General features: G+C 71.9%; 15 protein-coding genes, 4 tRNA genes and 1 pseudogene. 3 read left to right on the top strand and 17 right to left on the bottom strand.

What is annotated here, in order from left to right:
- Positions 1-387 precede the first annotated feature (387 nt).
- From rplL to ACI8AG_RS06130, 7 genes are all read right to left on the bottom strand, one after another.
- Positions 388-783 (bottom strand): 50S ribosomal protein L7/L12, encoded by a 396-nt coding sequence (gene rplL, locus ACI8AG_RS06160; RefSeq protein WP_456589078.1) that lies wholly within the window; start codon positions 781-783, stop codon positions 388-390.
- A 17-nt stretch (positions 784-800) separates the two neighbouring features.
- Complete coding sequence (gene rplJ, locus ACI8AG_RS06155; protein WP_456589079.1) at positions 801-1,415, bottom strand: 50S ribosomal protein L10; 615 nt, start codon at positions 1,413-1,415, stop codon at positions 801-803.
- A gap of 344 nt (positions 1,416-1,759) precedes the next feature.
- Positions 1,760-2,470 (bottom strand): 50S ribosomal protein L1, encoded by a 711-nt coding sequence (rplA, locus tag ACI8AG_RS06150; protein WP_456596310.1) that lies wholly within the window; start codon positions 2,468-2,470, stop codon positions 1,760-1,762.
- Positions 2,471-2,605: 135 nt separating this feature from the next.
- Positions 2,606-3,037, bottom strand: a complete 432-nt coding sequence (gene rplK, locus ACI8AG_RS06145; protein ID WP_456589081.1) for a 50S ribosomal protein L11 — start codon at positions 3,035-3,037, stop codon at positions 2,606-2,608.
- Between the two features lie 50 nt (positions 3,038-3,087).
- On the bottom strand, positions 3,088-3,990 hold the full coding sequence (nusG, locus tag ACI8AG_RS06140; protein ID WP_456596309.1) for a transcription termination/antitermination protein NusG: 903 nt from the start codon (positions 3,988-3,990) through the stop codon (positions 3,088-3,090).
- A gap of 118 nt (positions 3,991-4,108) precedes the next feature.
- Positions 4,109-4,648 (bottom strand): preprotein translocase subunit SecE, encoded by a 540-nt coding sequence (gene secE, locus ACI8AG_RS06135; RefSeq protein ID WP_456596308.1) that lies wholly within the window; start codon positions 4,646-4,648, stop codon positions 4,109-4,111.
- Positions 4,649-4,717: 69 nt separating this feature from the next.
- Positions 4,718-4,793, bottom strand: a tRNA-Trp gene (locus ACI8AG_RS06130).
- A 239-nt stretch (positions 4,794-5,032) separates the two neighbouring features.
- Here ACI8AG_RS06130 and ACI8AG_RS06125 point away from each other — a divergent pair.
- The gene (locus ACI8AG_RS06125) at positions 5,033-6,289 is read left to right on the top strand and encodes a pyridoxal phosphate-dependent aminotransferase (RefSeq protein WP_456589084.1); all 1,257 of its coding nucleotides are present in this window, start codon (positions 5,033-5,035) and stop codon (positions 6,287-6,289) included.
- An 84-nt stretch (positions 6,290-6,373) separates the two neighbouring features.
- Here ACI8AG_RS06125 and ACI8AG_RS06120 read toward each other — a convergent pair whose 3' ends face one another.
- The 6 genes from ACI8AG_RS06120 to ACI8AG_RS06095 all read right to left on the bottom strand — a co-directional run bounded on the left by ACI8AG_RS06120 (position 6,374) and on the right by ACI8AG_RS06095 (position 10,337).
- A complete protein-coding gene (locus ACI8AG_RS06120) occupies positions 6,374-6,781 on the bottom strand; it encodes a MaoC family dehydratase (protein WP_456596307.1) in 408 nt (135 codons plus the stop codon).
- Entirely contained in the window at positions 6,778-7,224 is a 447-nt protein-coding gene (locus ACI8AG_RS06115; protein WP_456589086.1) for an FAS1-like dehydratase domain-containing protein, read from the bottom strand. Before ACI8AG_RS06115 ends, ACI8AG_RS06120 begins: the two co-directional genes overlap by 4 nt.
- Positions 7,225-7,257: 33 nt before the next feature.
- A complete protein-coding gene (rpmG, locus tag ACI8AG_RS06110; RefSeq protein WP_091770212.1) occupies positions 7,258-7,422 on the bottom strand; it encodes a 50S ribosomal protein L33 in 165 nt (54 codons plus the stop codon).
- Positions 7,423-7,530: 108 nt separating this feature from the next.
- A tRNA-Met gene (locus tag ACI8AG_RS06105) sits at positions 7,531-7,604 on the bottom strand.
- 56 nt (positions 7,605-7,660) lie between these two features.
- Positions 7,661-7,733 (bottom strand) — tRNA-Thr (locus ACI8AG_RS06100).
- 147 nt (positions 7,734-7,880) lie between these two features.
- Complete coding sequence (locus ACI8AG_RS06095) at positions 7,881-10,337, bottom strand: putative bifunctional diguanylate cyclase/phosphodiesterase (protein ID WP_456589087.1); 2,457 nt, start codon at positions 10,335-10,337, stop codon at positions 7,881-7,883.
- A gap of 757 nt (positions 10,338-11,094) precedes the next feature.
- Here ACI8AG_RS06095 and ACI8AG_RS06090 point away from each other — a divergent pair.
- On the top strand, positions 11,095-11,526 hold the full coding sequence (locus ACI8AG_RS06090; protein ID WP_456589088.1) for a pilus assembly protein TadG-related protein: 432 nt from the start codon (positions 11,095-11,097) through the stop codon (positions 11,524-11,526).
- Between the two features lie 54 nt (positions 11,527-11,580).
- On the opposite strand, the gene ACI8AG_RS06085 is transcribed toward ACI8AG_RS06090, so the two are convergent.
- A tRNA-Tyr gene (locus ACI8AG_RS06085) sits at positions 11,581-11,662 on the bottom strand.
- Between the two features lie 102 nt (positions 11,663-11,764).
- Here ACI8AG_RS06085 and ACI8AG_RS06080 point away from each other — a divergent pair.
- Entirely contained in the window at positions 11,765-12,256 is a 492-nt protein-coding gene (locus tag ACI8AG_RS06080) for a YajQ family cyclic di-GMP-binding protein (protein WP_456596306.1), read from the top strand.
- A 30-nt stretch (positions 12,257-12,286) separates the two neighbouring features.
- Here the strand turns inward: ACI8AG_RS06080 and ACI8AG_RS06075 are convergent, their stop codons facing one another.
- The 3 genes and pseudogenes from ACI8AG_RS06075 to ACI8AG_RS06065 form a co-directional block, all read right to left on the bottom strand.
- Positions 12,287-13,405 carry a tyrosine-type recombinase/integrase gene (locus ACI8AG_RS06075; protein ID WP_456596305.1) on the bottom strand — a complete coding sequence of 373 codons (1,119 nt, stop codon included), beginning with the start codon at positions 13,403-13,405 and terminating at the stop codon, positions 12,287-12,289.
- Between the two features lie 119 nt (positions 13,406-13,524).
- Positions 13,525-17,197 (bottom strand): annotated as a pseudogene (gene mobF, locus ACI8AG_RS06070) (MobF family relaxase).
- A 538-nt stretch (positions 17,198-17,735) separates the two neighbouring features.
- A complete protein-coding gene (locus ACI8AG_RS06065) occupies positions 17,736-18,959 on the bottom strand; it encodes a phospholipase D-like domain-containing protein (RefSeq protein ID WP_456596304.1) in 1,224 nt (407 codons plus the stop codon).
- Positions 18,960-19,004 lie beyond the last annotated feature (45 nt).

The raw sequence follows: 19,004 nt of genomic DNA, 5'->3' as shown, positions 1-19,004 counted from the left end.
GGATCCATGATGTCAGCCATCCCGCTCCGGTGGGACCGCCACGCCGAGCGGCCCGGCTGCCGGGGCGGCCCCACCCGGGCCCGCACGGAGGCAGCGGCCTCGCCGGCCGGACGACGAGATGCGCACGCGGCCGGACTCAGGTGGCGGTGAGCGCCAGCCCGCTGATCGTCCACTCGCCGTCGATGGTGACCATGCGCGGCCTGCACCGTCTGCACCGTCTGCACGCACGACTGGCCCGGCGGAGGTCACACGTGCCACGGAGTCTGCGTGACCCCCGCTCCCTCCTGGGCGGCGGAACCACCCGGACATGCGACAGGGGCCGTCCTCCAGGTGGTGGACGGCCCCTGTGCGGGGTGGTGCGTTCCCCGGCTCAGGCCGGGGAGGGCGTCACTTGACGGTGACGGAGGCGCCGGCGCCCTCGAGAGCGGCCTTGGCCTTCTCGGCGGCGTCCTTGGCGACCTTCTCCAGGACCGGCTTGGGCGCGTTGTCGACCAGGTCCTTGGCCTCCTTGAGGCCGAGCGAGGTCAGGCCGCGCACCTCCTTGATGACCTGGATCTTCTTGTCGCCGGCGCTCTCGAGGATGACGTCGAACTCGTCCTGCTCCTCGGCAGCGGCACCGGCGTCGCCGCCGCCACCACCGGCGGCCGGGGCGGCCGCGACGGCGACGGGGGCAGCAGCGGTGACCTCGAAGGTCTCCTCGAACTGCTTCACGAAGTCGGACAGCTCGAGGAGGGTCATCTCCTTGAACGCGTCGAGCAGCTCCGTGGTGGAAAGCTTGGCCATGGTGTCTCCTTCTGGGGTCAGTCGGTGCTGGCCGCGGCGTCCGCGGCGTCAGCGTCGGGGGTGGTGGTGTCGGCAGCAGCGGTGTCCGCGGCGGCGTCGGCGGTGGAGTCGGCGCCCTCGGCGGGCTTCTTCTCCTTGAGCGCCTCGGCCAGGCGGGCGACCTGCGACAGCGGGGCCTGGAAGAGGCCGGCAGCCTTGGTCAGGTTGCCCTTCATCGCGCCGGCCAGCTTGGCCAGCAGCACCTCGCGCGGCTCGACGTCGGCCAGGGCGGTGACCTCGGCGGGGCTGACGGTGCGGCCCTCGACGACACCACCCTTGACGACGAGCAGCGGGTTGGTGCGCGCGAAGTCGCGGATGGCCTTGGCGGCCTCGACGACGTCGCCCTCGATGAAGGCGATCGCGGTGGGACCGTTGAGCAGCGGGGCGAGGTCGGTGTGACCGACCTGGTCCGCCGCCCGCTTCGTCAGGGTGTTCTTGACGACGGCGTAGCTGCTGCCCTCACCGAGGGAACGGCGCAGCTGGGTCAGCTGGGCCACGGTCAGCCCGCGGTACTCGGTGAGCACCGCCGCGCTGGACGACTGGAACCGCTCGGTGATCTCGTCGATCACCGCGGCCTTCGCCTGCGTGGGCATGGGCCTCCTCTCGTCTGTCGGGCGACTGCTGGACGCTGCACGACGACGTGCGACGAGAGGCCCGGAGACGAGGAACGCCCCGGCGCAGGGCGCACGGGGCGAGGGGCAGGCGCGGAGGCCTACCGATCGAACCGTCCTCCTGCGCGGGTCGCCCGGAGCTCCGGGACCTTCGATCGCACGCGGACGTGCGACGACCAGCGGTCTTGGGGGGAACGTCGACAAGAGTACGCCATACGCCGACGGCCCCGCCGCGCGGGTGCGCAGCGGGGCCGTCGTGCGGGCCTGGAACGGCCCCGTCCCGGTCCCGCCCTGAGTTCGCGAAGGGCGGGGAGGACGGGGTCCTTCTACTCGTCCACCGTCAGGTTGCGAGTGCGGTTCGGGTCGACCGGGATGCCGGGGCCCATCGTGGTGGAGATGGTGACCTTCTTGAGGTACCGACCCTTGGCCGAGGACGGCTTGGCGCGGAGGACCTCGTCGAGGGCAGCGGCGTAGTTCTCGACCAGCTTGGCCTCGTCGAAGGAGGTCTTGCCGATCACCAGGTGCAGGTTCGCCTGCTTGTCGACGCGGAAGTTGATCTTCCCGCCCTTGATGTCGTTGACGGCCTTGGTGACGTCGGGGGTCACCGTGCCGGTCTTCGGGTTCGGCATCAGGCCGCGAGGACCGAGGATCCGGGCGATCCGGCCGACCTTGGCCATCTGGTCCGGCGTCGCGATCGCCGCGTCGAAGTCCAGGAAGCCGCCCTGGATGCGCTCGATCAGGTCGTCGGAGCCCACGACGTCGGCGCCGGCGGCCTCGGCCTCGGCGGCCTTGTCACCGGTCGCGAAGACGATGACGCGGGCGGTCTTGCCGGTGCCGTGGGGCAGGTTGACCGTGCCGCGGACCATCTGGTCGGCCTTGCGCGGGTCGACGCCCAGGCGCATGGCGACCTCGACGGTGGCGTCGTAGGCGGTCGTCGACGTCTCCTTGGCCAGCGTGGCGGCCTGGAGCGGGCTGTACAGGTTGTCGCGGTCGACCTTCTCGGCCACCGCGCGGTACTTCTTGCCGTGCTTCGCCATGGTGTGTCCTCTCCGGGGGCTCGTGCCCCGGTCATGTGGTGAACGGGCCTGGCGTGGCCCTCCCACTGATGAAGGACCTCGTTCTCCTCACCCCTCGCATGCTCGGGGCGAGCCTCGGAACGAGGCCGTTGCTGGTCAGTTGGTGACGGTGATGCCCATCGACCGGGCGGTGCCGGCGATGATCTTCTCGGCCTGGTCGAGGTCGTTGGCGTTGAGGTCGGCCATCTTGGTCTGGGCGATCTCGCGGACCTGGTCACGGGTGACCGTGGCGACCTTGGTCTTGTGCGGCTCCCCCGAGCCCTTCTCGACACCGGCGGCCTTGAGCAGCATGCGCGCGGCCGGCGGGGTCTTGGTGACGAAGGTGAAGGACCGGTCCTCGAAGACCGAGATCTCCACGGGGACGACGTTCCCGCGCTGCGACTCGGTCGCGGCGTTGTACGCCTTGCAGAACTCCATGATGTTGACGCCGTGCTGACCCAGCGCCGGACCGACGGGCGGCGCGGGGGTGGCCGCACCGGCGTTGATCTGGAGCTTGATGACCGCGGTCAACCGCTTCCTGGGGGGCATGCTCTGTTCTCCGGTTCAGGTTGGGTGGTGAAGTCTTCGGGGCACGTCCGTCAGATCTTTTGGACCTGACTGAACGAGAGCTCGACGGGCGTCTCGCGGCCGAAGATGGAGACCAGCACCTGCAGCTTCTGCTGTTCGGCGTTGATCTCGTTGATGGTGGCGGGCAGCGTGGCGAACGGACCGTCCATGACCGTGACCGACTCGCCGACCTCGAAGTCGACGACGGCGGTCGGGGCGGCGGCGCCGCCCGGGCTCGCGGCGGCGGCCTCGGTGACGCGCGGCGCCTGCGGCGTGACGGCCGGGGCGAGGATCTTCACGACCTCGTCGATGGTCAGCGGCGAGGGCTTGGAGGTCGCACCGACGAAGCCGGTGACCCCGGGGGTGTTGCGGACCGCCCCCCACGACTCGTCGTTGAGCTCCATGCGGACCAGCAGGTAGCCCGGCAGGACCTTGCGGTTGACCTGCGAGCGCTTGCCGTTCTTGATCTCGGTGACCTCCTCGGTGGGCACCTCGATCTGGTAGATGTAGTCCTCCACGTCCAGGGACTGGATGCGCGCCTCGAGGTTGGTCTTCACCTTGTTCTCGTAGCCCGCGTAGGAGTGGACGACGTACCAGTCGCCCGGGGCGATGCGCAGCGCCTTGCGGAGCGCCTCGACCGGATCCTCGTCCTCCTCCGCCGCGACGTCGGAGTCCGGGGCGGGCGCGGCCTGCGGGTCGGTCGCGAGGGTGTCGGGGTCACCGCTCTCGATCTCCGGCGTCGCGTCGGCGACCTCGCCGTCGGAGACGGCGGCACCCGCAGCGAGGTCGGCGGTGTCGCTGGAGCCCTCGGCGGCACCGGCCTCGTCGGCGCCGGTCTCGACGTCGGCGGTGCCGCGCTCGTCGAAGCGGGCGTCGTCCAGGTCGGTGCCCTCGACCGCGTTGTCGGTCTCGAAGGGCTCGCGGGGGTCGGTCACTGCTTCTCCTCGGTGGCGCTCGCCGGCGTCGTGACCGACGGTGCTGCGCTCATTGGTGATCTCGCAAGCTCGATCACAGGGTCTCTTCCATGTCAGGGGCGTTCGGGCGCGGGGCGGATCAACCGAAGACGGCGAGCACGCCCTGGGCGAAGAGCAGGTCGAGGCCGGCCACCAGCGCGACGATGAACGCGACGAACACGATCACCACGGTCGTGTAGGTGATCAGCTCCCGCCGACCCGGCCAGATGACCTTGCGCAGCTCGGCGACGACTTCGCGCAGGAAGCGCGCGAGCGAACGGCGGGGCTGCATCTCGTCGGCGCGGGCCCGCTCCGCCGCGGCCCGCGACCGGGTCGGAGCGCCCTCGCCGGCGGGCTCGGTGGCCGACCGCGCGGCGCGGCGCGACGGCGCCGCCGGCTCGTCGTCCTCGTCGCCGTCGGCGGTGATCCGGCCCCGTCGGCGGGCGCCCCGGTCACCCGGGCGGGCCGCGACGACCTTGTCCTCGTCGGCCTCGGCCTCGCCGGCCACCTGGTCCTCGGCGGCCTCCAGCGCCCCTGCGTCATCGACGCCGGGGGCCTCCTGGTCGAGCTGCTCGTCGGTGAGCTCGGCGTCGGAGGCGGCGCGCGCGTCGTCCTCGCGGCCCGGCTTCTCGTCGCTCACTGCGCCTCGCTCGCCTCGTCGTGGTGGCCTCTCCCGCGAGGGCCGTCGGTCGGTGGTGCCGTGTCCTGCTGGCAGGGGTGACAGGACTTGAACCTGCAGCCTGCGGTTTTGGAGACCGCTGCTCTGCCAATTGAGCTACACCCCTATGCCCTGCCGGGCCCCAGAGCGTCTCGCCGCCACGGCGACCTCGACCCCCGGACGGGGATCCGGGGCACGCCGGTGGCGGGGTCAACAGGCCCCGGTGAAGCCAGTGTACGGGACCGGACCGGGGAGGAGCGAACGTCCCACCGGCCCCACCCCTCGCGGGGCCCCGCCGCCGGGCCCCCCGCCCGTTCGGGACCGGGCGGGCGGCCCGGGGGCCGTGGTCTTTGACACCATGACCCCATGACCGACGCCTCCGCCACGGAGCCCGCCGCCCGCTCGACCGAGCTGCCGCCCGCCGCGCGCCGCATCTCCCGCCGCATCGGCGCCATCGCCGAGTCCGCGACGCTCGCCGTGGACGCGAAGGCCAAGGCCCTCAAGGCCGCCGGGAAGCCGGTGATCGGGTTCGGCGCCGGTGAGCCGGACTTCCCGACGCCGGACTACGTCGTCGAGGCCGCCATCACCGCCGCACGGACGCCGGCGATGCACCGGTACACCCCCGCCGGCGGGCTGCCGGCCCTCAAGGAGGCGATCGTCGCCAAGACCGCACGCGACTCCGGGCTGCGGATCACCCCCGCCCAGGTGCTGGTCACCAACGGCGGCAAGCAGGCGGTCTACGAGGCGTTCGCGACGATGCTCGACCCCGGCGACGAGGTCATCGTGCCCGCGCCCTACTGGACCACCTACCCCGAGGCCATCCGCCTGGCCGGCGGCGTCCCGGTGCCGGTCGTGGCCGACGAGCAGAGCGGCTACCTGGTGTCGGCCGCCCAGCTCGAGGCCGTCCGCACCCCGCGCACGAAGGCCCTGCTCTTCTGCTCGCCCTCCAACCCCACCGGCGCGGTGTACCCGGCGGAGCAGGTGGAGGAGATCGGCCGCTGGGCGCTCGAGGCCGGCCTGTGGGTGCTCACCGACGAGATCTACGAGCACCTCACCTACGCCGGTGCGACGGCACCCTCGATGCCGGTCCTGGTCCCCGAGCTCGCCGACCGGTGCGTCGTGGTGAACGGGGTCGCCAAGACGTACGCGATGACCGGCTGGCGGGTGGGCTGGATCGTCGGCCCGGCCGACGTGGTCAAGGCCGCGACCAACCTCCAGTCCCACGCGACCTCCAACGTCGCCAACGTCTCCCAGGCCGCGGCCGTCGCAGCGCTGAACGGGGACCTCTCCGCGGTGGCCACCATGCGGGAGGCGTTCGACCGCCGCCGGCAGACCATCGTCTCGATGCTGCGCGAGATCCCCGGCGTCGCCTGCCCCGAGCCGCAGGGCGCCTTCTACGTCTACCCGTCCGTGAAGGGGCTGCTCGGCCGTCCGATCGGTGGCCGCACCGCCGGCACCAGTGCGGAACTGGCCGAGCTGATCCTGGAGCAGGCCGAGGTGGCGGTCGTGCCCGGAGAGGCGTTCGGGACGCCCGGCTACGTCCGGATGTCCTACGCCCTGGGTGACGACGACCTGGTCGAGGGCGTCAGCCGCATGCAGCGGCTGCTCGGTCAGGCGGACTGAGGAGGGGCCCGGACCGGCGCCGTCAGCGGGGCAGGTCCGCCTCGTCCAGGGCCGCAGCCCGGGCGGGGAGGGCCGGCGCCGGTGTCAGGGGAGCCGGACGACCGCGCGGGCCAGGGACAGCACCTTCTCGCCGTCGCTGGTGACCGCCAGGTCGACCCGCGCCCGGCCGTCGTCCAGGAGGGCGGCGACCGTGCCCCGCACGGTCAGCTCCGCGCCGGCGTCGTCGTCGGGGACGACCACCGGCCGCCCGAACCGGACCTGGTACTCGACGAGCGCCGCCGGGTCCCCCGTCCAGCCGGTGACCGCCCGCGCGGCGAGCGCCATGGTGAACATGCCGTGGGCGATGACGCCGGGCAGGCCGACCTTGCGGGCCACCCGCTCGTTCCAGTGGATGGGGTTGAAGTCGCCGGAGGCGCCGGCGTAGCGGACCAGGTCCGCCCGGGTGACCCGGACGACCAGCTCCGGGAGCTCGGTTCCGACCGCCACGGTCATGCCGCACCCCGCGCGACGAGCATCGAGGTGGCCGTGCAGACCGCCTCGCCGTCCTCCGTGGCCAGCTCCACCCTCGCCGTCAGCAGGTCGTTGCCGGCGACGGTGCGGGCGGCGTCGATGGTGGTGGTCGCGACCAGCCGGTCGCCGGCCCGGATGGGGCGGTGGTGGACGAACTTCTGCTCGCCGTGGACGACCCGGCTGTAGTCCAGCCCCACCTCGGGGTCGCCGAGCACCACGAACGCCGCCTCCAGGCTCACCACGATGGCGAAGGTGGGCGGCGCGATGACGTCGGGGTGGCCGGCCGCGCGGGCCGCGTCGACGTCGCGGTGCACCGCGTCCTCGGCACCGACGGCGGTGGCGAACTCGGCGATCTTGGCCCGCCCGACCTCGTAGACGGCAGAGGGCGGGTAGCTGCGCCCGACCAGTTCCCGGTCCAGCGCCATGCTCCCGCCCTCTCGCTCAGCTGCCGCGGACCGTCAGCGGGTCTCGCGGTGCAGCGTGTGCTTGCGCTCGCGCGGGCAGTACTTCATCAGCTCGAGCCGGTCGGGGTCGTTCCGCCGGTTCTTGCGCGTGATGTAGTTGCGGTTCTTGCACTCCTGGCAGGCCAGGGTGATCTTCGGACGGACGTCGGTGGCTGCCACGGGAGCGCTCCTAGCCTTGTGGGACAGGACCCGGGACCGGGCCCTGCTGCCGCACCGGCCAGGTGGCCGACACGGCGACGGACCCCGGGGTGCGGGGTCCGTCGGGAGTAGCGGTGACCGGACTTGAACCGGTGACACAGCGATTATGAGCCGCTTGCTCTACCAGGCTGAGCTACACCGCCGGGGTGACCGCCCGGGCCGGTCTCGCGACAGGACCGGTAGGTCAGGTTACTGCCAGAGCCCCTTTACGGAATCGAACCGTAGACCTTCTCCTTACCATGGAGACGCTCTGCCGACTGAGCTAAAGGGGCGTGCTCCGAGGAGCCATCGAAGACTGTACCCGATGCCTCCGGCCCCCCTGCAGGGGCCTGCCGCGAGCACCCGGACGTGCTGGAACGGCCCCGCGTGAGGGGCCCGCTCGCGAGCTCGCGAGCGGTGGGGGGACGCGGGGTCCTTCGTCAGGTCCGGACGTACAGGCGGCGGTGGGTGGTCCCCGGTGCGGCGGAGCGCACGCCGGTGCGGGCGAGCAACCACTTCTCCAGCCGGTCCTCGGGCAGCGGCCGGCTGATCAGGAAGCCCTGCAGCTTGTCGCAGCCCATGGCGATCAGCTGGTTGCGCGTCATCTCGTCCTCGACGCCTTCCGCCACCACGCACAGCCCCAGGTTGTGGGCCAGCTCGATGATCGAGCGCGCGATGAACGACTCCCCCTGACTGGTGGCCATGGTGAGCACGAAGGACTTGTCGATCTTCAGCTCGTCGATGGGCAGCTGCCGGAGCTGGGAGAGCGACGAGTAGCCGGTGCCGAAGTCGTCCATGGACAGCCGGAGCCCCAGGTCGTGCAGGTTGTCCAGGACCGAGCTCTCCCGCACCGAGTCGTTCACGACGCTGCTCTCGGTCAGTTCCAGGATGAGCAGCTCGCCGGGGACGTCGTGCCGCTCCAGCGCACCGCGGATCCGCTCGACGAGGTCGGGCTCGCTCAGCGAGCACGCGGAGACGTTGACCGCGACCGACAGCGAGATGCCCTGGTCCAGCCAGCGCCGGCACCGCGCGAGCGCGAGCTCCAGGACGTGGTCGGTGACCGCCCCGATCCGGCCGATCTGCTCGGCCAGCCCGATCACGTCCTCGGGCGGGATGCTGCCGTAGCGCGGGTGGGTCCAGCGCACGAGCGTCTCCACCGACACGATGTCGGAGGTCTGCGCGTCGATGACCGGCTGGAAGACGACGTCGATGTGCCCGTCGGCCATCGCCTGCTCGAGCTCGGTGCCCAGCTGCAGGCGGCGCAGGCTCTGCTGGTCCAGCACCGGGTGGTAGCTGGCCACGCCACCGGCCTCCCCGGCCGCCAGCAGGGCGACGTCGGCGCGCTGCATGAGCGCGCCGGCGTCGGTGCCGTGCACCGGTGCGGCGGCGACGCCGATGGTCAGCGAGACCTCCAGGTCGAGGCCGGCCACCCGGACCCGCGTGGCCGCGGCCTCGCGCAGCCGCCGGGCCGCCTGCTCGGTGGCGGCCAGGGAGAGACCGGGCAGCAGGACGGCGAACTGCTCCCGCTCCATGCGGGCCAGGAGCGCGCGCGGCGGGGCGTGCTCGCGGAGCAGCCCGGCGGTGACCAGCAGCAGCTCATCGCTGGCGGCGTGCCCGAGGGTGTCGGTGACGTCGGCGTAGGTGCCGAGCGAGGCGAGGATGAGGCCGGCCTGGCCGCCCTCGGGGTCCTCGGCCACCAGGGCCTCGATCTCCGCGGCGAGCCGCTGGCGGTTCGGCAGGCCGGTGAGCCGGTCGTGGTCGGCGTCGAAGCGGATGCGGGTGAGCAGCTGCTGCTGCCGGATCGCGGCGTTGATGTGGGTGAGCATCGACTCCAGGGCGCCGCGCTCGCTGCTGCCGAAGGAGACGGCGTCGCTGCGCCGGTCGCACACCTCCAGGTAGCCCGGCTCGCCGGCGGCCGTGGTCACCGGCGCCGCGAGCAGCTCGGCGACCCCCCGCCGGGCGAGAGCCGCCGCCTCGACCTCGTCGGCGCGGCCGGCCGCGACGTGGATCGCCCCGGCCGAGGCGACCGCGCGACGGCGCAGCACGTCGTCGGGGTCGCCCGGCCCGTCGTACCAGTCGGCACCGCCCTCGGTGGCGACGACCAGCCGCGGCCCCTCGTCGAGGTAGGGCGGCAGCCACAGGGCGACCCGCTCGGCGTTGAGGAGCTCCTGCACCGCCTGCACGATCCGCCGGGTTCCCGACTCGTCGGGCTGCACCTGCTCCACCCGGCGGGCGAAGGCGTAGACCCGCTCCAGGGACTGGCTCTCCCGGGTGACCTCGGCGAACCGGCGGTAGAGCAGCACGAGCGCGACCACGAGTGGGGTGAGGATGACCGCGGCCCACAGGGTGGTGTCCAGCAGCAGCAGGATGGCCAGGCCGATGACGACGGCCAGCGGCTGGACGACGACGACGGGCACGAAGAGGCTCGTCCAGACCGAACGTCCGGGATACCCCTGGGTCAGGGTGATGGCCCCGGCCACCATGCCGGCCCCCACGACGTTGGCCGCGAAGACGGCCAGCAAGCAGGACGCCCACGTCAGCGGATCCCTGATGTCACCCGCCGGGAGCAGTTCCAGCACCCCGATGGCGACCGCGCTGTCGATGACCGCCACGGCGACGTTGAACACGATCTTGGGCCGCGGATAGCGCTGGATCGCCAGGACGGTGCCGACGGCCAGGGCGCGGGTGACGGCGGTCCAGACCCCGCCCACCACGAGGAGCGCGATGACGAAGGCCACCTCGCTCGCCGAGTTGACGAAGCTGTGCCGCCGGAACTCGACGTGGACGTTGACCCACTCGGCGAGCATCGCGGCCAGCAGGACCGCGACGAGGACCCGACCATCGACCGCGAGCGGTTCCCGCGCCACCACGGCGGCGCCCGCCGGGACGGCGACCACCAGGGCGAGGGTCGCGACCGCCCAGGGACTGCGGACGGTACGCGGGCGTGTACGCTCACGAACGTCCTGCTCAGCCACGTGCACGGCACTCCCCGGGTCGTCGGGCGGGCGAAGGCTAGCAGCGGTGTCGATCACCGCCACCCTCCCCGCACCCGGGAGAGCGACCCGTCCACCACGGTCATCGGCACGCGGCACCCCGGACATGAGTGCGGGGCAGCCGGCCCATCGGACCGACTGCCCCGCACGAAGTCCGGCGACCGGGCGCCGCAGAGGCTCAGGCCTCGTTGCGGCCCCACTTGACACCGCGGCCCCACTTCACACCGCGGCCCCACTTCACACCCCGGGTACCGATCTCACGCTGCGTGCTGCTGTTCATGGCGCCTCCCTCGTGGCACGACTGTTGGCTGTTGCGGCAGCCATCCGCGCGCGGGGCAGGGCGTCGTCGAATACGGACCGCGCGGGTGACACTCCTTCCCGTCACCGGCCGCCACAAGCATCTCGATCACGACACGCCGCGTGACCCGTCGTGTCGTCACCAGCCGCCACGCTGATCACACGACGCGTGATTTGGCCCCTCCTCCGCCGACCGCGTGCGCGGACCGGCAGTTCCAGCCGCGGATCCTGCCGGTCCGCGCACACTGCGCACCCGCGCAGACGCACGGGCGTGCACGAGGACGGGTGAACCGTCCTCCGCGGTGGTCCACAGATCGTGTCGATGCCCCGCGGACGCCGCGGACGCGCGCTTACGCTGCCGCGCGTGCACCCCGGCCCGGACGACCGCGAGCGCGGCTCGACGCTGCCGTTCGTGCTGGTGTGCTGGCTCGTCGCGGCGCTGATGGCCTTCGGGGCGATCGCCGCCTCCGATGCCTTCCTCGAGCAGCAGTCCGTGCAGTCGGTCTGCGACGGCGCCGCCCTGGCCGCGGCCAACCAGGCCGACGAGGCGGTGGTCTACGCGCACGGGGTGGGGACCGAGCTCCCGCTCGGCCGCGCCGCCGCGCAGACAGCGGTCGCCGACCAGCTCGCCGACGGGGGGCTCGCACTGGACAGCTGGACCGCCGAGACCGACGGGGCCGAGGTGACGGTGCGGTGCACCCGCCACGTCGACATCGCGTTCGGCTGGCTCTTCCTGGGTGGTCAGCAGCTGGAGCGCACCGCCGTCTCCAGCGCCCGGGCTCCCACGGCGCCTTGACCCCGGTACGCGAACGGCCCCCGACCTGGTGGTCGGGGGCCGTCGTACCGGGCGTGGCGGGTGAAGGATTCGAACCTTCGTAGGCTAAGCCGACGGATTTACAGTCCGCTCCCATTGGCCACTCGGGCAACCCGCCGTGTTTGGTACCGGGAGAGAGTAACAAGACGACGGACCCACGGGTGACGGGTCCCCGGCGACGCGACCGCGCGCCGGGTCCGTCCGGTACGAGAGGACAGACATGGCCGACGCATCGTTCGACGTCGTGAGCAAGGTCGACCGCCAGGAGGTCGACAACGCCCTCAACCAGGCGGGGAAGGAGCTCTCGCAGCGGTTCGACTTCCGCGGCACCAACGCCACCATCGCCTGGGCCGGCGAGGACGGGGTCACGCTGCAGGCCGACACCGAGGAGCGCGTCTCGGCGGCCCTGGAGGTGTTCAAGGAGAAGCTGGTCAAGCGCGGCATCTCGCTCAAGGTGCTCGACGCGGGCGAGCCGCAGGCCTCCGGCAAGAGCTACAAGATCGGCGCGACGATCAAGCAGGGCATCGAGTCCGACGTCGCGAAGAAGATCGCCAAGCTGATCCGCGACGAGGGCCCCAAGGGCGTGCAGGCGCAGATCCAGGGCGACCAGCTGCGGGTCAGCGGCAAGAAGCGCGACGACCTGCAGGCGGTGCAGCAGCTCCTCCGCGGGGCCGACCTCGACGTCGCCCTGCAGTTCGACAACTATCGCTGACCACGCCCATACCTGCAGGTCCGAGGGTCGCTACCGTCTCGCGGTCCGCAGGGAGTCCGCAGACGCGCCCAGCGCGGCGGCCATGAGGTCGCCCGCTGCGGCGCGCGTCCGGTCCTCGGCGGTGGGCCACAGGTGCGAGTAGACGCCGAGGGTGATCGTCGCCGACGAGTGCCCGAGCGATCGCTGGACGGTCACCACATCGCATCCGGAGGCGATGAGCCCGCTGGCATAGAAGTGCCTCAGGTCGTGCAGCGTGTACGCCTCGAGCCCGGAGGCCTTGCGGACCTGCCGCCACTGGTGCCCCGCGGAGTTCCGGTTCAGAGGTTGGCCGGCGTTCGTGAACAGCCAGTCCCCTCGCTGGACACCTGCTCGTTCTACGTGCTTCGCCAGCAGCGCCGTCAGCTCGGCCGGGGCGTAGACCACTCGCTCGGACCCGAACTTGGGCGCAACCGGCTGGGTCGTCGCGCTGTTCTCGCCCTGCAGCTGGCGGCGAACGGAGATTGTCCGGCGCAGGAAGTCGACGTCCTCCAGCCGAAGTCCGGCCGCCTCCCCCAGTCGCAGCCCGGCGAAGGCGCACACAGCGATGAACGGCTGAAACCACTCCGGCGAAGCGCTGAGCGCGCGCCCCACTTCCTCGACAGCGGGGATGGTCATCGACGCTGACGTCCTGCGTGTTCTCGGCAGCGGCACGCCGGCCGATGGGTCGGTCTTGATGATGCGGTCGACGACCGCGCCCCGCATCGCCATGTGGATGTAGTTGTAGCGCGTCCGGATGGTGCTGGGCGCGAGTCCGGTCTTGCGGCCACTTGCCGGTTGCGACATGGCCTTGACCCACTGCTGCACGTGGGACGGGCGGATCTGGCGCATCGGCACGTCGGCGAAGCTCACCGAGCTGGCCGCCTGCTGAGCGGCGAGCGTCGTCCCGCGCTCCCACACTTGCCTGCCCGACCACTGCGCGAACCAAGCCTTGAAGGTGATCTTCCCCGCGGCGGGGTCGACGTAGTCGCCGGTGACCATCGCCGCGGTGACCTCGTCCAGCCACCGCTGGGCGTCGACCTTCCGCTTGAAGTGCCGGGCGTGCTCCTTGCCGTTCTCGTCCCGGTACCGCGGCCGAAAAGTCCCGTCGGGTCTCTTCGCGATCGACGCCACCGCTCATCGCCTCCCTGGTCGCGAATCTGGCCATGGCCAGCGCACGCTCGGCTCATCTGCTGACCCGAACGCTGACACCGTGAATGGGATTTGTCTCCGGCTCCCGCCTCGCTGGGGATTCACCGAGGTATCCCCAGGCCCGCGTCGGGATGTAGTCCGAGCCGTCGGACGTCCTCGGGACGCGGCGGTCGGACGACCAGCTGCGGTGGCGCCGACGGGGAGGCGGGTGTCTGGGGGGTGGCGAGCTCGCGGTCGTGGCGGACTCGCCACTGGTCACGCTCTCTGGCTAGCTCGTCGGCCGGCTGGGCGAGGAGAGCCGGCTCGGCCGTCAGGCGCGCGATGCGAGCGCGGACGGCAGCCAGTTCGGTGCGGGCGGTGGCGATGTCCCGGTCGGTGTCGGCCAGCCGCTCCGCCGGGTCGAGGGTCCAAGCGAGAGATCCGAAGCGGGCGAGCCGCTCCTCGTGTTGACGACGGGCGTCGACGACCGCGGCCCCGGCGTGCCGGTGGGCCTCCTGAGCGGTGGCTGCGGTCGCGCGCAACTGAGCGTGCTCGGGGTGGGCGCGTTCGGCGTGGTGGCGGGCGTAGGAGTCGAAGGCGGTCCACAGCCGCGGCCGGTCGTCGGACCGGTCAGCCAGGCGCGCGATCTGCCGCGGGTCTGCGGGCATGGCCGGCAGGTAGGCCCGCCAGGCGTCCGCCCAGTCCACCAGCTGCTCGCCGGCCCGGTGCACCGCCCCCCGCCGAAGCCGGAGCCGGCCTGGACCGTCGAGCACGACCTGCGCCGCGTCGCGGGCGGCGTCACGCCCGGTGTCCCAGCTGCCGAGCAGCGTGTCACGGATCCGGTCAGTCTCGGCGGCGATACGCGCCTCACTGTTCTCGGCCCGCGCGGTGGCGTGGCGGGCGTCGATCCCTGTCTGCCGATACGCCTCGGTCAGCGCGGCGGCCCGGTGGACGTGGGCGGCCTCGAGGTCGACGAACTCGCGCAGGGCGTCCCGGCGCGGCAGGTCATGGGCGAGTCGATCCAGGCAGCGGTGCTCGGCCGTCCATGCCAAGTGCAGGTCGGCGAGCGCCTGTTCCAGCGGGCGTTGCCCGGCGTAGCGAGCGGCCTCGGCGGCGGCCAGCCGTGCGGCGTGCGCCGGGCCGAGGTCGGCGCGGTCGCGGGCGAAGACCGCCAGCCACTGCTCCCGCGCCTCGGCGGGGTCGGCCGCGACCAGGTGTGCGGTGTTGGTGGTACGGCCGCGGGTCATCCCGACGTAGGCCGCGGCCGCGCCGGTGTCCTCGCCGATCACCAGGTGGGCGGCGGTCACGGTGTCGCCTTGGGTGCCGTGCGCGGTGGTGGCGTAGGCCAGTTCCACGTGCGCGGTGACGTAAGTGGCGGGCAGCACCCGCGCCCCTTTCCCGGCCGGGGTGACGGCGAGGGGGACAGCGGCGGACACGCCGCCGGTGGGGGTGACACGCGGCGTTTCGTCGGGGGTGACGTGCAGCCCGCCGTCGGCGTCGACGCCGGTGACGGTCCACACGTCGCGGTTGGCGACCTGGAGGTCGTGGTCGTTGCGGCGGGTGGCGATCCGGTCGCCGACGCCAATCCGCTCCCCGGCCCCGGTGACAATCACTCGTCCGTCGTCGACCCGGCCATCGGTGACGAGCCGGTCCCGGATGGCGGCATTGAGGGCGGCGGCCTGCTCACGTGTGGCGACCACCACGGCCATCCGCTCGCCCGCGGTGTAGCCGTCAGCCGCGCCGGCGGCCAGCGCCTCCCGCAGCGCCTGCGCGTCGGGATGCAGCCGGATCTGCCCGCGGGCCAGGAGCGCGTCGAACACCGTTCCGGGGTTCTTGCCGGTGCGCATCGCGAGGGTCAGCTCGGCGTAGTCGGTATCGGGTGTCGTGCGGCCGGTGGCGTCGGTGCGGGTGAAGCGGTGCACCCCGACCAGGGTCAGGTGCCCGGTCGGGTCGACCTGGGCCGCGGCGAGGTCGAGGACGCCACCGCGACCGACCGCCGCGAGCTGATGCCGGTCACCGAGCAGGGCGACCTGCAGCTGGCACTCGTCGGCGATCGTCAGGAGTGTGCAGGCGGTGTCCTGATCCAGCATGCCCGCCTCGTCCACGACGAGGAGGTCGCCGGCCCGCAGCCGCGCCCCGTCGGCCGGTCCGGCAAACACGCGGCCGGTGACCGGGTCGGGGTGGCCGATGGCGAGGCGGGTCCACGCGCCGTCGGCATTCCAGCGCCAGCCGTATTCGAAGGCCAGCCGGGCCGCCGACCCGGCGACCGCGCCGACCTCCGCGGCGACGACCTGGGCCGCCTTCAGCGTCGGGGGTGACGACCACCAGCCGGCGGCCCTGCTGGTCGAGCAGGTTCCTGGTGGCGGCCAGCGTGGTGGTCTTGCCGGCGCCGGCTGCGCCCTCGATCACCACCAGGGCCCGCCAGCCGGCGAGCGCGGCGACCGCCGCGGCTTGCCCGGGATCCAGCCGCGTGGCACCGGCGGCGACGTCGACCGGCGGGATCGGGTCGGTGGCAGGGACGCCGGCCGAGCGCTCGGTGGCGCGGCGGGCGAGGCGGGCGGTGAGGTCGGCCTCGACGGCGAGTACCGGCCCCGAGGTCCAGGCCCGAATGTGCTCGGGCACCCCACCGACAGGGCTATCGCGGTCCAGCAGTGGCACGCACCGGTCCATCGCGCGGGCGGTGAGGTCTTCGGCGAGCTCGATGCGTACCGCCGGGTCGGTGACGATGCCGGCGGCAGCGAGCAGCTGTTCGACCTCCCCGCGCACGTCGGCGGCGTTCCACGCCGAGCGGGCGGCGCCCAGCCGGGCCAGCACCCGCTCCACCACCTGCTCCCGGTCCAGGCTGCCGACCGGGGTGGGGGTCAGGCCGACAGGAACATTCCGGTCGCGGTAGCCCAGGGCGACCAGCTCGGCCAGCCACCGGGCCGTGAGGTCCTCCCCCGGCTGGGGCAGCACCTTGTCCGGGCGGCCCGCTGCCCACGCTCGCGCGTCCCAGGAGCGGCGCAACGCCGGGCCCGGGTGCTCGCCCGGATGCGCCGCGGCCCAAACTCGTTCGTAGGTGTCGATGTTTCGGGCGATCTGCGCGGCTCGCGCGCTGAAGGCGCCCACGAAATCCGCGAGCTGCCGTATCTCCCCATCGGCAGACAATGCATATCCGTGGGCGGCGAGCGCGGTCCGGAATTGCGGGTCGCAGGCGACCGCGGCGTGCCCGATACCGTTGATTGCGGCGAGGGAATCGCGGAGGCCGACGGTGTGCAGCCCGCGCCATTTCCCGGCGGCGACCACCCGGGCGTTGATCTGCAGGTGCAGATGGCGGTGCGGGTCCCCGGCCCGCGACGTGTAGTGCGCCACCGTCACCGCTTCGGCCACCTCGACCGGCACCTGCACCTGCCCGCCGCGCGGACCGACCCGGGTGGTGGCGTGCTGCCCGAGCCAGCCGATGATCTGCTCGGCCGCCCGGGCTTGCGCCGCGTCGTACGCCGTCGCGATGTCCGGATGCAGCGCCGCTGCCAGCGACCACGTCTTCGGACCGTTGACCACCACCTCGACGAACCGCACCGCATGCCCGTCGCCGCGCAGCTGCCCCCGCGGCTCGGCGGTGCCCGGGTCACAGCCGGCCACCCACGTCTCGTAGTCGTCGCCGGTCAGCGGCGACAGCTCGGTCACCCGCCCCTCGGTGACGCTGAACCGGCGGGCGACGCCGACGCCCTCGGAGAGGTAGTAGTCATCCGCCCGACCCCGGTCGGCCTCCACGTACTGCCGGGCAGCCGCCGGCGCCCCGGCGTAGATCTTCATCCCGCCATGCATTCTCACCGCCACCCAACAATGACCAACAAGTCACCCCTCGAAACGGCGATGGGCCCCGCAAAGCGGGGCCCGATCTACCTCCGAAGGTAGCATGCGTGCCGTTCCGTTCCGTTCCGTTCGGAGTGAAGGGCCTAATGGTTGCCATGGCAGATGGCCGGGATGGGCTATTCGGCCGCGTTGGTGCCCCATTGAACGTTATCGGCAGTGGATGGTCCCTTCACCGACGTGCGCGAGGTGTCACCGCCGCTCCGTTCTGACCTGCCACCGGTAGTACTGAGGCTCTCTGACCTGATTCCGCGGTCAAAGCCCGGGCTGGCAGCAGCTGCGGAAGGTGGCGAGCGGCCTGTTCGGCCTGAGAATGACAGGCGATCCTCACGACGAAGGGCTAGGCCAGCTGGAGTACGCGGAGACCTACCTCAGCGGGCCGTCAGTCGCCTGAGTGGCGGGTGAAGAATGAGGCACCGCGGTCCGAGCGAGACGCAGTCACTCGGGGCCGCGGCCGTCTGCACATTGTCGGGCACGCACGCTACGGCGTGGACTCCCCAGTAGGTGCCGCTGCGATGGTGAGCCGGTAAGTGCCATCTGAGAACCTCTCCAGACTTACCCAGTCACCGCGCCGATCAGCTTGGCGGTGCAGGTAATCGTTCAACTCGTTTCCCCAACGCAGAGTTACGACCCTGTTGTTCTGGTCCGCCTGAAAGCTCGGGTTGTAGTCCACGACCAAGCCACGCGTCCCATGCGAGACTCCGTCGATAATCACCTCGAAGGGCGCCTGCAGCTGCTCGCGTGCACTGCCAGGGCTGACGGGCTGCCAATCTTCGTCACCGAAGAACTCGTCACGGAACCATCCCACCGCATCGTCCAACGGGTTACCGGCGCGAACAAGGGTCAGGTGCCCGGTGGGGTTGCTGTTGCCGCCGAGCCGTTGGGCGTCTGATGCCCTGAGGAGCTTGATCCACCGGCGTTCGACAATCGGACTATCTGAGGCAGTTCCTCCACCAGGGTCTTGTCCGGGTTCCTCGGGTCGTTCACTACGGGGACGGCCTGCCCCCACGCGATCCGGTCGCGAGCCCGGGGCTGTGGGGTCCGAGACTGGTAGACCTCTTCGCAGGACATGTCGGCTACGACCGAACATAGGCCCCTTGCCCTCGTCGTCGGAGTCGTCAATGGATCGTGGCGTATCCCGCCGGCCCGTCCGCTCGTCCTCATCACCGACGGGATACCTAGCGATGATGCGGTCGATCGTCTCTTCATCGAGCCTCAGGCATACTTCCGAGTCGTCGAGCAGCCGATCGATGAAGGCTTGGATCTGCGCTAGGAACTCAGCGTCGTCGGGATTACCTGTGCGGCCCTCGACGACCACGCCGAGCTCAAAGTTTTCCACCGCGCCTCCGCGGGTCAGGTTGTGAGACCCCACCAGTGCAGTGAAGGACTCCGGCCCTGAGCCCACGTAGAGCTTGGGGTGGAACGTCCGGCCTGCCACGTGGTAAACGAACGCCGCGTCCGCAACCTCCAGGGCTCGGTGCAGGCCCTGACGGGTCGCTCCGCCCTCACTGATCCCCACGATGATGGTGATGCGGACGCCGCGCTCGCGAAGCCTGCCGAGGGCACGTTCCACTTGGCGGAAACCGCTGCGCTTGGCCCAGGCAACGACCACAACCAGCTCGGTGAGGCCGTCATCGTCGGACAGCCGGTCGAGCATTTGGCTGAGGTCATGCCCGTCCGGGAAGGGTTGACTGATCAGTCTCACGTGCATAGTCCTCGGACACTGCCTGTCACGGGGGTGACCCGATGA

Source organism: Blastococcus sp. SYSU DS0552 (assembly GCF_054050815.1).
Note: the sequence above shows the minus strand (reverse complement) of the source record. Positions and strands in the feature narration are given on the sequence as shown.